The organism is Pseudomonas sp. Marseille-Q5117 (assembly GCF_946901175.1).
Classification (GTDB): Bacteria; Pseudomonadota; Gammaproteobacteria; order Pseudomonadales; family Pseudomonadaceae; genus Aquipseudomonas; species Aquipseudomonas iranensis.
Genome location: NZ_CAMPPP010000002.1, coordinates 13,502 through 27,970, shown reverse-complemented (window position 1 = coordinate 27,970; position 14,469 = coordinate 13,502). Strand labels below are relative to the sequence as shown.

Genomic DNA, 14,469 nt, shown 5'->3' with positions numbered 1-14,469 from the left:
TGTTGGTCTTGGTAATTGGTTGAATTTTTATGAGCAGGGCCTAGGAGAACAGATGCTTTCTGATAGAGATGAAGTCATATTTTTTGCTGTTCATGATGGCGATTAGGCAAGCGAGGCAGTAAAAGACTGAATCAACTTGTTCAGTTGAGATTTCTATTCTGGAGTGTGCGTGGGCTATCTTGTTACGCAGTCTTTGTGATTTTTTGAACTCGCCACTGATATCCCCCCAAGCAGGTATTTTTGAAAGGTCGTCTGTCGAACATGACTCTCTGCCGGCTATTTTGATCTTGTCGTCGAGACTCAGGTGTTCAAGGGCATGATGTAACTCTGAGTGTAGGTGACTTTTATAGTCTTGAATTTTCAAGGTGATGAATGATTCAATGGCAGTGTAATAGGTAAAGAAACTCAGCTTTGTATCGCCCCGAGACTCTAGTAAGTAAGCCTCGCAGGTTAGTGTTTTATATAGGTCAAGTTTTTTATAGGCTCCCGGCTTGAATCCAGCTACTGCGAATTTGGCAATCGGATAATTGGCAGAGGCGTGAAGGAGGTCGCCGTAAATACTTCCTTCTAGAACGACTTTTTGATGCTTGTAGTCGATTTCACTGATTTCTAGTTCGAGTGGTTCAGAATCGCTGGAACCAATATTTCGCTCCAGGTAGTCTTCTTCGAACTTTGATCCGTAATCTAATAGCGTGACGTGAAGGAGGCTCTCAAAGTCATCATGCAAATAAACGGATTCTTTGAGGGAGTAATGTTGCTCTTGCGATTTCAAGAAAGGCGTAGGGCTTTCAAGTGTTAGGTGTTTTTCCACAATTGAATAAGAGGCGCCTGTTATTTTGGCAATTGCAGTCAGTTTTTCATTTGTCAGTTTGTTCTTTAGGTTCTTCAACTAACTAGTCCTTTAGTGGTTTCACATGGTCGCGGGCGATTTTACAGGTAAACCTGGAGTTTCGGTACTTGAGAAACGGTGGTGAGCTCCTGTGAATGTCGACAGCTTTGGTTTGAATCGGGGTTTCGGAAGGGCAATAGCATAGAACGTTAAAATTTCACCAATGTTTTGTCATGATGTAAGCCGTCAAGACAAAAAATTGGATTTCCGTAACCATGAATTCTAAAGATACTCCCCTTATCCGCGAAACCTTCCCCGTCGGCCCGCTCCAGTGCAACTGCACCATCATCGGCGACCCGATCACGAAAGAAGCCATCGTCGTCGACCCGGGCGGCAATCCAGACTTGATCATGGCGCGCCTCGGCGCCCATGGCCTGAAAGTCGTCAGCATCATCCACACTCACGCGCATCTCGACCACTTTCTCGCTTCCGGGCAGATGAAGGAGAAAACCGGTGCGACCCTGCATCTGCACAAGGAAGACCAGTTCCTCTGGGACAATCTGGAGATGCAGTGCCAGATGTTCGGCGTGCCCTACACCCCGGTGCCGTCGCCGGATCGCTGGTTGAGCGATGACGAAGAACTCGCCTGCGGTTGCGGTGTGGCACTGCACACGCCGGGCCATACACCCGGTTCCATGAGCTTTTGGTTTTCCGAGGCTAAGCTGTTGATAGCCGGCGACACGCTGTTTCGTCGCGGGGTAGGGCGTACGGATTTGTGGGGCGGCGATCAGGCGACCATCGTGCGTTCGATCAAGCAGCGGCTGTATACGCTGGACGAGGACGCAACGGTTGTCACCGGGCACGGTCCGGACACGCGTCTGGGTGATGAGATGCGTGAGAACCCGTTTGTGCGTGCCTGAATTTTTTGTCACGGGCAGCGGGTGGAATTTTTGCGCATTGTCATGATCCAACGCCCGCGCAGGTCCATTGATTGATCAGTGGCCGCTGCACCACAGAATGCAAAAAACCAGGAGCTCTCCATGTTCACCACGCGTCGTTTGATTATTGTCGCTACTGCCGTGGCCGTGCTGTCCGGCTGCGCCTCGCCCAATCCGTATGACAATCAGGGTCAGGTCGACGGTGGCTCGCAAGGCATGAGCAAAACCGCCAAATACGGTGGCCTCGGTGCGCTGGCCGGTGCACTTGCCGGTGCCGCCATCGGCCACGACAACCGTGGCAAGGGCGCCTTGATCGGCGCTGCCGTCGTCGGTGCCTCCGCGGCAGGCTATGGCTACTACGCCGACCAGCAGGAAAAGAAACTGCGCGCGAGCATGGCCAACACTGGCGTTGAAGTGCAGCGTCAGGGCGATCAGATCAAGCTGATCATGCCGGGCAACATCACCTTCGCCACCGATTCGGCGAACATCGCACCGAGTTTCTACCAGCCGTTGAACAACCTGGCCAACTCGCTGAAGGAGTTCAACCAGAACCAGATCGAAATCGTCGGTTACACCGACAGCACCGGCAGCCGCCAGCACAACATGGACCTGTCACAGCGTCGTGCGCAGAGCGTGGCGACCTACCTGACCTCGCAAGGTGTCAGCGGTGCCAACCTGTCGGCCCGTGGCGCCGGCCCGGATAACCCGATTGCCAGCAACGGTGACGTGAATGGCCGCGCGCAGAACCGCCGCGTTGAAGTCAACCTGAAAGCGATTCCGGGTCAGCAGTACGGTGGTCAGCAGCAACAGCCGGGTACGGTTCAGCAGTATCCGTAAGCGATTGCCTGGATGAAGAAATGCCCGGTCTTATGATCGGGCATTTTTTTGTGTCGCCTGTAGCGGCCCTTTCGCGAGCAGGCTCGCTCCCACATTTGAAATGCATTCCCCTTGTGGGAGCGAGCCTGCTCGCGAAGAGGCCGGCAAGCGCAGCGAAGATTGCAGATACAAAAAAGCCCCCGGACACATCACTGTCCGGGGGCTTTTTGTTCGCAGCGAAACCCGATTACTTCTTCAGACCATAATGCTCATCGAGCATGCCCGGCGAATTCGGGCTCTTCGGCGCGTAATCACGCGGTGGTTCCTGATCGCGCGGTGGCGTCAGGCGTTCGCGGGGTGCCTGCGCAGCATCGGCGTGCAGGGCGGCGATCAGGCGCTGGCGGGTCTGCTCGTCCAGGGCCAGACGATTGGCGCCCTCGGCGAGGTGGTCCTGCACTTCCTGATAGCTCTGGGTCAGCTTCTTGACCAGCATCGCGGTGCTGTTGAAGTGGGTGACCACTTCGTTCTGATAACTGTCGAAACGCTCCTGGATATCATCCAGTTGACGCTGCGTGCGGCTCGGTGCGGCGTTCGGCGCAACGCGCGCGATCAGGAATCCAATGGCGACACCCACAACCAGGGCAAGAGTCGGTAACAACCAAACTAAGAGCGAGTGTTCCACGAGTCCTTCCTCTATAAACGGCTTTGCTTTACGTTAACGGCTCGAACCTGCGCTGTATACCGCGATTCACTCGCAATAGATTGGCACAGACAATTTGCTAGACGAGTCGACCCGATTCGAGGTCACGGAGTTCCTCCCTTGCTGATGCGTGAAACCCCTGTAGTGATTGACGGCCCTGTCGGCCAAATTGAGGCTTTGTATCTGGATAACGAGCAGCCGCGCGGCATCGCGCTGATCTGCCATCCGAACCCGGTGCAGGGCGGCACGATGCTCAACAAGGTCGTCTCGACCCTGCAGCGCACCGCGCGCGACGCAGGCCTGATCACCTTGCGTTTCAACTATCGCGGCGTCGGCGCCAGCCAGGGCTCGCACGACATGGGCACCGGTGAAGTCGACGACGCCCAGGCCGCCGCCGCATGGCTGCGGGAAAAGCACCCGGACTTGCCGCTGACCCTGTTCGGTTTCTCCTTCGGCGGATTTGTTGCAGCAAGTCTCGGCGGCCGTCTCGAAGCCCAAGGCTCGCAGCTTGAGCACCTGTTCATGGTAGCGCCGGCGGTAATGCGTCTGGGCGAGCAGGATCAACTGCCGCAACTGGGCAAGCTGACGGTGATCCAGCCGGAAACCGATGAAGTCATCGATCCGCAATTGGTCTACCAGTGGTCGGAACAACTCCAGCGCCCCCATGAGCTGCTGAAAGTGGCAGAATGCGGACACTTTTTTCACGGCAAGCTGACCGATCTCAAGGATCTGCTGTTGCCGCGTCTCTCGAATTGATTGCAGTCTGACAAGCGATTACCCATGACCAACCGTATCCGCATTCTCACCGGCATCACCACCACCGGCACGCCGCACCTGGGCAACTACGCCGGCGCGATCCGCCCGGCAATCCTCGCCAGCCGCGACAGCCAGGCCGATTCGTTCTATTTCCTGGCCGACTACCACGCCTTGATCAAATGCGATGACCCGCTGCGCATCCAGCGCTCGCGTCTGGAAATTGCCGCGACCTGGCTGGCCGGTGGCCTCGATGTCGATCGGGTGACCTTCTACCGCCAGTCCGACATCCCGGAAATTCCCGAGCTGACCTGGCTGCTGACCTGCGTCGCCGCCAAGGGCCTGCTCAACCGTGCGCACGCCTACAAGGCGTCGGTGGACAAGAACGTTGAAACCGGTGAAGACCCGGATGCCGGCATCACCATGGGCCTCTACAGCTACCCGGTGCTGATGGCCGCGGACATCCTGATGTTCAACGCGCACAAGGTGCCGGTCGGTCGCGATCAGATTCAGCACGTGGAAATGGCTCGCGATATCGGCCAGCGTTTCAACCATCTGTTCGGCCAGGGCAAAGAGTTTTTCACCATGCCTGAAGCGCTGATCGAGGAAAGCGTGGCCACCTTGCCGGGCCTCGACGGTCGCAAGATGTCGAAGAGCTACGACAACACCATTCCGCTGTTCTCCAGCGCCAAGGAAATGAAGGACGCGATCTCGCGGATCGTCACCGACTCCAAGGCCCCGGGCGAAGCGAAAGATCCCGATAACTCGCACCTGTTCACTCTGTTCCAGGCCTTCGCCACCCCGGCGCAGGCTGACGAGTTCCGCAGCGAGCTACTCGGTGGTCTGGGCTGGGGTGAAGCGAAGAACCGCCTGTTCCAGTTGCTCGACAACGAGCTGGGCGAGGCGCGCGAGAAGTATCACCAGTTGATCGAGCGTCCGGCGGATCTGGAAGACATTCTGCAGATCGGTGCGAAGAAGGCTCGTGCGGTGGCCACGCCGTTCCTCAACGAACTGCGCGAAGCCGTTGGCCTGCGTTCTTTCGTCAATCAGGTTCAGGTCGCCGCGACTACCAAGAAGAAAGCCGCGAAAGCCGCACGTTTCGTCAGCTTCCGCGAGGACGACGGCAGCTTCCGTTTCCGTCTGCTGGCGGCCGATGGCGAGCAATTGCTGCTGTCGCGCAACTTCGCCGACGGCAAAACTGCCGGCCAGGTGACCAAACAGTTGCAGTCCGGCGAGCCGCTGGACGTGCGTACTGAAGAATTGAGCTTCAGCGTCTGGCTGGCCGGTGAGTGCGTCGGCGACAGCCCGGCCTTCGCCGACGCTGCCGCGAGAGACGCCGCCATCGAGGCGTTGCGCGTCGCGCTGACTCCAGCTCAAGACTGATCGGCGGCACGACCCGACCAAGGGCCGATTGCCATTCCCACAGGCCGTCGCTACAGTGACGGCCCGTTTTTGTTGCCTTGCTAACGAATTATGACGCCCCTAGAACGATATCAAGCTGATCTGAAACGCCCGGATTTCTTCCATGACGCCGCGCAGGAAACTGCTGTGCGTCACTTGCAGCGTCTGTACGACGACTTGATCGCCGCTGACCAGAACAAGCCGGGCTTGCTCGGCAAGCTGTTTGGCAAAAAGGATCAGGCACCGGTCAAGGGCCTGTATTTCTGGGGTGGCGTCGGTCGCGGCAAGACTTACCTGGTCGACACCTTCTTCGAAGCGTTGCCGTTCAAGGAAAAGACGCGCACGCACTTCCACCGCTTCATGAAGCGTGTGCACGAAGAAATGAAGACCCTGGGCGGCGAGAAGAACCCGCTGACCATCATCGCCAAGCGCTTTGCGGCCGAGTCGCGGGTGATTTGCTTCGATGAATTCTTCGTCTCCGACATCACCGACGCGATGATCCTCGGCACGCTGATGGAAGAACTGTTCAAGAACGGCGTGACCCTGGTCGCGACGTCGAACATCGTTCCGGACGGTCTGTACAAGGATGGCCTGCAACGGGCGCGCTTCCTCCCGGCCATCGCCCTGATCAAGCAGAACACCGAGATCGTCAACGTCGACAGCGGCGTCGATTATCGTCTGCGTCACCTCGAGCAAGCCGAGCTGTTCCACTATCCGCTCGACGAAGCTGCGCACGAAAGCCTGCGCAAGAGCTTCAAGGCGCTGACGCCGGAGTGCACGGCGGCGGTGGAAAACGATGTGCTGATCATCGAGAACCGCGAAATCCGTGCCCTGCGCACCTGCGACGACGTGGCCTGGTTCGACTTCCGCGAACTGTGCGACGGCCCACGCAGCCAGAACGACTATATCGAGCTGGGCAAGATTTTCCACGCCGTGCTGCTCAGCGGCGTCGAGCAGATGAGCGTCACCACCGACGACATCGCCCGCCGCTTCATCAACATGGTCGACGAATTCTACGATCGCAACGTCAAGCTGATCATTTCTGCCGAAGTCGAACTGAAGGATCTGTATACCGGCGGACGCCTGAACTTCGAGTTCCAGCGCACGCTGAGCCGACTGCTGGAGATGCAATCCCACGAGTTTCTGTCGCGGGCGCATAAGCCTTAATCGGAGTCTCGGCAAGGAAAAGGGCCTGCGATTGCAGGCCTTTTTTTATGGGGCCAGTTCAGCGAGGCAGGTTTCCAACGTTGATTGCTGTTGGCAGCCAACCAGAAGCCACAGCAGAATTCTCGCTTTGCGCGGGCATAGGAACCCAGCCATCAGGGTACCTTTGCGCGTCATATCGATTTCACTCCCGACGAAGCCATAGGTCGCTTGCGCCGTCGCGCCACAACCGGTGCGGGTGGCGATGATCACCGGAATATGCCGGGCAATCCCTTCGATGACGTTGGCCCAGTTCGCTGAGACATGGCCGGCGCCGAAGCCAGCGATCACCAGGCCGGCGTAACCCAGCTCCACAACTTTCTCTAACAGCAGACTGTCTGCACCGAGCGAAGCTTCCAGCAAAGCAATATGCTGGCGGGTGTTTTGCGGCATCGGCAAAACATGGCGCGCAATCGGGGGATGGAAGTAGCGCGGTGCGCCTTCGACTAACAAGCCGGCAGGGCCGGTCAAGGGCGAGGCGAAGGCGTGCATGGCCATTGAATCGACCTTGCGCACGGTGGTGGCGCGGTGAATCTCGCCGTTGATAACCACCTGTGCTCCGCGCCTATGACTGCATGCCGCCAACGCAACGCGACCGGCATCCAACAGGTTTGCCGGGCCGTCAGCGCCCGCTTGCATAGCAGAGCGCATGGCACCAGTCAGCACCAGTGGCTCGTCGTGCGCCCACAGGTAATCGAAGAAAACAGCGGATTCCTCCAGAGTGTCTGTGCCCTGGATGATGATGACTGCGGCCACGCCTTGACTGATCTGCGCGTTAGCCCAGGCCAATACGTTCAAGAGGTAGTCGAAATCCAGCGAAGCGCTGGGTAAAAGACCGAAAGTCTCGACGGTTGCTCGTGCGAGCACATTCAACTCCGGCACGGTGTTCAGCAACGCTTCGCCGGACACCGCCGGAACGACGCCTTGGCCGTCTTGCGTCGATTGCATGCTGACAGTGCCGCCGAGAGCGGCAATCGCCAGTTTTGGCAGTTCCATGTGATACCTCGCGAAGAACCGGCTGTTCTGGAGACGATCCAGAAGCCAGCCGGGGCAGGGATAAAGTCAGTGGCTGGCGAGCCATCCAACGATTGGCAGGATCAAAAGCGTACTGAGGGCCATCGACAACACATTGCCGATAAAGCCATGCATAAAGCCTGGCAGCCGCTGCGCGAGGGCGCAGGCCAGTGGCGGGGCGATCAGGGCGCCGAGCAGCGCACTGGAGATGATCACTTGCCAAGCGCCGCCGAAGGTAAGGATCGCAGCCGGAACAACGGACACCAGCGGTACATAGGTCGGATACCAACCGCGCTCCATCCACTGCCTGCGCCAGATCACCACGCCTATGGCCGACGTCAACGCCTGACCGGCCAGCAGTTGCGGCAGCAGACCGGTGCCGTAGACCGGGCTCATTGGGTTGAGTGTAAATGCGAGCAACGCGCCGACAATCAGTCCCAGGCTCGCCCACTCATTGCCGAAGAAAGGTGCTTCGGAGAAATCCGCCAAGACCCGGCGCATGCTCCATACCACGCCATAATCCGGCGCCTTGCTGGGCACGGTGACACTGGCTTCCACGGCGGCCTGCTCGGGTTCCGCGGATTTCACCAGGCTCGGCACGCAGCGACAGAGCAAGAACGCGCCGATGCTGGCGATGGCCATGCCCGAAACGTTGCCGATCACCACCGGCAGGCCGAGTGGATTGCACACGTAGTTAACGATGAGCAGACACAGCGGTGTCACGAACAGGGCGCCCATGATTGCGCCGTTGATCGCGACTTTCCAGCCGGCGCCAAACATCAGCACCATCGCGGCCGGCAAGGACACAAATGCCGCGAAGGTGGGCTGCCAACTGGTGGCGGTAACGGTCCAGCCCCACAGCAGATTGCTCAGCACCAGACCCAGTAACGAGCTTGTCACTAACCATGGCCACAGTCCGCTGCCGTAGCAAATGGTGAAGCCTTGCCAGGTTTTCCCGGTTCGATTCGCCCAGTAACCCAGGTAAGCACCGGCCAGAAGGCCTATGGAGGCAAACTCGTGTTTATAGAACGCCACCTCGCTGATGTCGCCGAGCACCCAGCGCAGCCATGCAGCGGCGTCAGGAAAACTCGAGACCATATGGCCGTAATCCGGCCAGCGCGCCGACCACAGCGAATGATTGGTTAAGGAAAGCCAGGCGATCAATGCCGCTGCCCCCAGGAGCAGGCCGATGATGGTGTTGTCCATCGGGGTTCTGGTCATGATTGGTTTTCGTTGTTTTGTGTGAATGTCCATAGCCCTGCCTCCGGTTAACGCGGCAGGGATGGATGCAGGGTGTAACCGAGCATCCGGTCGTAGACGTCACAGCGCCGATCACGGTGCAGATCATTCAGGTCGTTCCAGATTGGCGCACTGCGCGAGCTGGTCAGGTCAATATCGGCGAAGAGGATTTCCTGCTGATCGGCGGACGCTACGCGGCCGATCGGCCAGCCGTTGGTGCCAGCGATCAAAGAACATCCAAGGTAGCGAGCGCCACGTTCTTCGCCGATTCGGCTTGCCGCCGCAATGAACACATTGTTGACGTGCGCGGCGGTCATGGTCAGGTACGAAGCCATGCACTTGCCGGCCTCATCGAACAAGGGCGGTGGTGTCCAGACCCAGTTGTTCAGACTGCAGATGATATCCGCGCCCTGCTGGCTGAGGATTCTCGGAACTTCGGGAAACCAGATGTCCCAGCAGATCAGCAGACCGATACGGCCGATCGGCGTTTCGAACACCGGGAAGCCGCTATCGCCGGCAGTGAACCAGAGCTTCTCCAGATTCCACAGGTGCGCCTTGCGGTATTTGCCGATGAAACCGTCAGGCCCCAGCAACACGGCTGTGTTGTACAGCCGCGATCCGTCGCGTTCGGCCAGCCCGGCCACCAGATACACCTGATGCTGGCGAGCAAAATCCTGCCACCGGCTCACGCACGGCCCATCTGGAACCGATTCGGCGTGTTCGAACGCATCCTGTCGAGTACGAAAGTAATAACCGGTATTCGTCAGCTCGGGCAGAACGATGAGATTGGCACCGCCATTGACCGCCTGCAGTGCCAGCTCCAGGCTGTTACTCAGATTCGCTGCACGATTTTGCGTACCGACCTGCGGATCACATTGCACGACCGCAACACGAACGGGGCTCGTTGACTCATTCATTTTTCATGATCCCTTATTGTTGTTTTCACGCCATTGAATGGCGAGGCACATAAGAGTCGAGTCGGCAGCGGAACGTAAGTCGGCGCTTTCCGGTTAGTGTGTAGTACGCCTCCTAGGACGCTTGAACGTATATCGACGGCGCAAGCTCAGCGCGTTGAATTGCCCATGACCGAGGGGCAGCGTGAGGCCCGATCATGGCCCAGTCTGGTAATGCGGATAGTCATCTAGCTTGAAGCCGCCATTGAACCGGGCCCCGGTCTTTTCACAAATATGGATCACAGCATCGATGGCACCGCGAAAGCAGGGCTCTGTCCAGCCGGCATCCACCGAAAACGACTCGCCAGACAGATAGAGTCCGGAAACGCTTGAATAGTCGCGGTTGTATTTCATCAGGCATACAGCGTCGTGGTAGGCGCCGGGGCGGTAAAGCTTGGCACAGCCCAGTGAGTTCTTGTCGGTCATCCAACGCTGGACGACGGCCTGTTCCAGGCCTATGTATGGCGAGATGCGCTGGCCGATGTTGCTGCAGTTGAGCAAGATGCGATCAAGTTCTTCGGCGCATTTGGCGACCAGTTCCTTGTCGCTGAAACAGCTGAGTTTGGTCGCGTCATCCTCCCAGGTGTAACTGAGAAGAATGCAGTCATAGCTATAGTGCTCGTTATAGCGGTAGGTATAAACGTCGTGGATGAAGCTGTCCGTGACGATGGCCTGGGGGATGGCGGTATTGCCGGACAGAAAGGATTTCTTCAGCGGCGCGAATACCTTGCAACTGGTTTCCCAATGCGCGGTCTTGTACGCGTTGATCGTTTCGAACGGCAACATTTGCGCAGGGAAATTGTCCAGCTTGATTCTTGTCTCGATCAGCCACGAAGGCAGCGTCATGATCACCGAATCAAAATCATTGAAGTGTTCCTGAGCTTGCTGCGGGTGACTCTGTTTCCAGTTGTAGTAGACGCGGGTTCTACCACTGGCGAGCTTTTTCAGGCGGGTGACCGAGCTGTCTGTCAGCAGGCCTTCTCGGCGCTGCAAGCTGTGCTCATGGAGCGACATCGGCGATTCATCTGGCTTGATGAACATCAGGCACTCGCTGAGCGCCGCGAGCCCGAGGTAGCGTGGCCTTTCAAATTGCAGTCCGGTGGAATCGAAAACCGCATTGCTGAAGACATGCGGCGAGTCAGACAGAGGGTCGCCTTTTTCATCTACTCGGCCCAACACCAACTGCAAGTGACTGCTGAAGCCGAATATGGCGGTGCGCAGCGGATACAGTGCGCAGACGTCATAGAATGCACCCCAGCTGCCGTCACCAATGCCGATGGCATAAAAAATCGCCGACTCTTCTGCCGACATCCCCATTCCACCGAAGTCGCCCGGAGTTTCTTTTTCCCAGCGCTGTAGCACTGGCATGCTCACCAGATCACGGAAGGAAACGGCGTGATACCTGGCGACAATAGCTGCCCACACGGACTCCCATTCCTCGCTCGCATAACTGTCGCAAACGTGCCGGGTCATGCGGTCGGCGAACGCTCTCCATTTTGCATACACCGCTTGCAGCTCCTCGCCGGGAGGGTGGGTCTGACCGTCGGCGTTTTTCCAGATAAGCATTTGCGGCGTAGCCTGCTTTGACAGGCTGCCCTCGCGCAGATAGATGCCGGTTGATTTGACCCATTGGCTGCCGGGATTGGCAAAGTCTGAAAGGGCCAGGTCGAATATCGTCGCGTAGTAGGCCATCAGCGAACGACCGTCCTTCGGCGATTCTCCTTCGCGATTGAACAAAGGCATACGCATCGCACCCATTTCGAATGGGGTATGGCTGGCCTTGGATCGGGGACTGCCGGGAACGGTCAGGTGTCTGCCGCCGATTCGCGAGGACTGTTCGATCAGCGTGATCTGGGTGAAGCCGCAGCGCAGCAATTCTCTCGCTGCCGTCAGGCCTGTGATGCCTGCTCCGATGATGCAGATTCGATGGCTCGAATCAGTCGCTTGGGCGATTCCGCCTGGCTGCTCCAGTAACGCGCGGTAGTCAAAACACAGGTCCGGCGGATTGGGGAAACGGGCTTTCCATTTGTCCTGTGGCGAACGTTTTTTGCGTTTTTCAAGGCCTGGAGCCTGTGAGGGATAGTTGTAGCTGGAGCCGATGGTCACTGTTGATCTTCCCTGATGCGATGTGCTTGGGAAGTAGTCTGGTCGGCGCAGGCACGTCCGAACAGTCGTAAAACACAGCCAGACGCTGTTCTGTTTTCGTTCATTTGTGTCGGACGAATCACAACTTACGAGCCAGTCCCCGTGGAAGGACTACACCCACAGGGACGTCAGTCTGGCGGAAGTTTACGCAGCCTGCTGAAACTGCTGCCGATACTGGTTCGGCGACAGTTCAGTGTGCTGGCGGAACAGTCGCGCGAAGAAGCTCGCATCGTCGTAACCAACCTCATAACTGATGGTCTTGATGCTCTTGCGCGTGCCCGAAAGCAAGCCCTTGGCCGTCTCGATGCGCAGGCGCTGCAAGTAGTGCAGCGGTTTGTCGCCGGTGGCGGTCTGGAAGCGGCGCATGAAGTTGCGGATGCTCATGCCGTGCTCGCGGGCGACGTCTTCGAAGCGGAACTTGTCGGCAAAATGTTCTTCGAGCCACTGCTGGATCTGCAGGATGATCACGTCCTGATGTAGCTTCTGCCCACCGAAGCCGATACGTCCCGGCGAATAGCTGCGTTGCACTTCGTAAAGGATGTCGCGGGCCACCGCTTGCGCTACGTTCGCGCCGCAGAAGCGTTCGATCAGATAGATGTAGAGATCGCAGGCCGAGGTCGTGCCGCCGGCGCAATAGAGATTGTCGGCGTCGGTCAGGTGCTTGTCCTGATTCAGATAGACCTTGGGGAAGCGTTCGGCGAAGGCATTGAAGAAGCGCCAGTAGGTGGTCGCTTCCTTGCCGTTGAGCAGCCCGGCTTCGGCGAGCCAGAACACTCCGGTGGCTTCGCCGCATAACACCGCGCCGCGCGCATGCTGTTCGCGCAGCCACGGCAGGATTTGCGGGTAACGGCTGCACAGCGTGTCGAAATCGTCCCAGAACGCCGGGAGGATGATCACATCGGCATTTTCCAGGCCGCCGTCGACCGGCATCACTACGTCGCTGAAGCTTTTTACCGGTTTGCCATCGGGGCTGACCAGGCGCGTTTCGAACGCCGGCGTCAGGCCGTGGCCCAGTTGTTTGCCGTAACGCAGGCTGGCCACATGGAAAAAATCCTTGGCCTGCATGAGGGTGTAAGCGAAAACCCGGTCAATGGCCAGGATGCTGACGCGCCGCAAGGGCGGGGAGACGTGCTTAGACATAATTCAACTTTTGTTTTGTTTTTATAAGGGAAAGTGGTCACCAGACGGCTGGATCGTCTTATTTTTTGTCGGATGTGTCCAGTGTCCCGTAGCGGAAGTCGGGCTTAGTCTCTGAGAGCCGAATCCCTCCAACAACAAAGCAAGGTGCCGCATGATCCCCAGAACCCTGTTCAGCCCCGAGCACGAATTGTTCCGCGACAGCGTGCGAACATTCCTCGAAAAAGAGGCCGTGCCGTATCACGCGCAGTGGGAGAAGCAGGGGCACATTGATCGCGCACTGTGGAACAAGGCGGGAGAGGCGGGGATGCTGTGCTCGCATCTGCCGGAAGAGTACGGCGGGCTGGGCGCGGATTTCCTCTACAGCACCGTAGTAATTGAAGAAGTCGGGCGTCTGGGCCTGACCGGTATCGGCTTTTCGCTGCACTCGGACATCGTCGCACCGTACATCCTGCATTACGGCAGCGAGGCGCTGAAACACAAATACCTGCCGAAACTGGTCTCGGGCGAAATGGTCACGGCGATTGCCATGACCGAGCCGGGCGCCGGTTCCGACCTGCAAGGGGTGAAGACCACGGCGGTGCTCGACGGTGACGAATATGTCATCAACGGCTCGAAAACCTTTATCACCAACGGCTTTCTGGCTGACCTGGTGATCGTGGTGGCCAAGACCGATCCCAAGGCTGGCGCCAAGGGCACCAGTCTGTTTCTGGTGGAGGCGAATACGCCGGGCTTCGAGAAGGGCAAGCGCCTGGAGAAAGTTGGCATGAAGGCGCAGGACACCTCGGAACTGTTCTTCCAGGATGTGCGCGTACCGAAGGAAAACCTTCTCGGCCACGCGGGGGCCGGGTTTGCCTATCTTATGCAGGAGTTACCGCAGGAACGTCTGACCGTGGCTATCGGCGGCCTGGCCTCGGCCGAGGCAGCGCTGCAATGGACACTGGATTACACCCGTGATCGCAAGGCGTTCGGCAAGGCGATTGCCGATTTTCAGAACACCCGCTTCAAACTGGCCGAGATGGCCACCGAGATTCAGATCGGCCGGGTCTTCGTCGACCGCTGCCTGGAGCTGCATCTGCAGGGCAAACTCGATGTGCCGACGGCGGCGATGGCCAAATACTGGGGCACCGACCTGCAATGCAAAGTCCTCGACGAGTGCGTGCAATTGCATGGCGGCTACGGCTTCATGTGGGAATACCCGGTGGCCCGGGCGTGGGCGGATGCGCGGGTGCAGCGGATTTATGCCGGCACCAATGAAATCATGAAGGAGATTATTGCGCGGTCGCTTTGATGATCGTTCCCACGCTCTGCGTGGGAATGCCGCCGGGGACGCTCCGCGTT

Annotated in this window: 13 protein-coding genes; 6 read left to right on the top strand and 7 right to left on the bottom strand. The window is 58.2% G+C overall.

Annotated elements, in window-relative coordinates; translation table 11 throughout:
• Positions 1-40: 40 nt before the first annotated feature.
• Positions 41-889, bottom strand: coding sequence for a hypothetical protein (locus OC605_RS03185; RefSeq protein ID WP_262136289.1), 849 nt, complete (start codon positions 887-889; stop codon positions 41-43).
• 215 nt (positions 890-1,104) lie between these two features.
• Here OC605_RS03185 and OC605_RS03180 point away from each other — a divergent pair, with 215 nt between their 5' ends.
• Both OC605_RS03180 and OC605_RS03175 read left to right on the top strand, forming a co-directional pair.
• Positions 1,105-1,749 (top strand): MBL fold metallo-hydrolase, encoded by a 645-nt coding sequence (locus OC605_RS03180; protein ID WP_262136288.1) that lies wholly within the window; start codon positions 1,105-1,107, stop codon positions 1,747-1,749.
• A 120-nt stretch (positions 1,750-1,869) separates the two neighbouring features.
• On the top strand, positions 1,870-2,604 hold the full coding sequence (locus OC605_RS03175) for an OmpA family protein (protein WP_262136287.1): 735 nt from the start codon (positions 1,870-1,872) through the stop codon (positions 2,602-2,604).
• Positions 2,605-2,830: 226 nt separating this feature from the next.
• Here OC605_RS03175 and OC605_RS03170 read toward each other — a convergent pair whose 3' ends face one another.
• Positions 2,831-3,265: a YhcB family protein gene (locus OC605_RS03170; protein ID WP_016773251.1), complete on the bottom strand. Its 435-nt coding sequence runs from the start codon at positions 3,263-3,265 to the stop codon at positions 2,831-2,833.
• 144 nt (positions 3,266-3,409) lie between these two features.
• Between OC605_RS03170 and OC605_RS03165 the strand changes: the two genes are divergently transcribed.
• The 3 genes from OC605_RS03165 to zapE all read left to right on the top strand — a co-directional run bounded on the left by OC605_RS03165 (position 3,410) and on the right by zapE (position 6,604).
• Positions 3,410-4,039: an alpha/beta hydrolase gene (locus OC605_RS03165; RefSeq protein ID WP_262136482.1), complete on the top strand. Its 630-nt coding sequence runs from the start codon at positions 3,410-3,412 to the stop codon at positions 4,037-4,039.
• 24 nt (positions 4,040-4,063) lie between these two features.
• A complete protein-coding gene (locus OC605_RS03160; protein WP_262136286.1) occupies positions 4,064-5,419 on the top strand; it encodes a tryptophan--tRNA ligase in 1,356 nt (451 codons plus the stop codon).
• A gap of 90 nt (positions 5,420-5,509) precedes the next feature.
• Entirely contained in the window at positions 5,510-6,604 is a 1,095-nt protein-coding gene (gene zapE / locus OC605_RS03155; protein ID WP_133338315.1) for a cell division protein ZapE, read from the top strand.
• A gap of 45 nt (positions 6,605-6,649) precedes the next feature.
• Here zapE and OC605_RS03150 read toward each other — a convergent pair whose 3' ends face one another.
• From OC605_RS03150 to OC605_RS03130, 5 genes are all read right to left on the bottom strand, one after another.
• Positions 6,650-7,636: an asparaginase gene (locus tag OC605_RS03150; RefSeq protein ID WP_262136285.1), complete on the bottom strand. Its 987-nt coding sequence runs from the start codon at positions 7,634-7,636 to the stop codon at positions 6,650-6,652.
• Between the two features lie 66 nt (positions 7,637-7,702).
• Positions 7,703-8,875: a hypothetical protein gene (locus OC605_RS03145; RefSeq protein ID WP_410055975.1), complete on the bottom strand. Its 1,173-nt coding sequence runs from the start codon at positions 8,873-8,875 to the stop codon at positions 7,703-7,705.
• Between the two features lie 47 nt (positions 8,876-8,922).
• Complete coding sequence (locus OC605_RS03140; RefSeq protein ID WP_133338321.1) at positions 8,923-9,810, bottom strand: nitrilase family protein; 888 nt, start codon at positions 9,808-9,810, stop codon at positions 8,923-8,925.
• A 192-nt stretch (positions 9,811-10,002) separates the two neighbouring features.
• Positions 10,003-11,952, bottom strand: a complete 1,950-nt coding sequence (locus OC605_RS03135) for a flavin monoamine oxidase family protein (RefSeq protein WP_262136283.1) — start codon at positions 11,950-11,952, stop codon at positions 10,003-10,005.
• Positions 11,953-12,135: 183 nt separating this feature from the next.
• Positions 12,136-13,032, bottom strand: coding sequence for a GlxA family transcriptional regulator (locus tag OC605_RS03130; RefSeq protein ID WP_162999820.1), 897 nt, complete (start codon positions 13,030-13,032; stop codon positions 12,136-12,138).
• 250 nt (positions 13,033-13,282) lie between these two features.
• On the opposite strand from OC605_RS03130, the gene OC605_RS03125 reads away from it, so the two are divergent.
• On the top strand, positions 13,283-14,419 hold the full coding sequence (locus OC605_RS03125) for an acyl-CoA dehydrogenase family protein (protein ID WP_186569179.1): 1,137 nt from the start codon (positions 13,283-13,285) through the stop codon (positions 14,417-14,419).
• Positions 14,420-14,469: the final 50 nt, after the last annotated feature.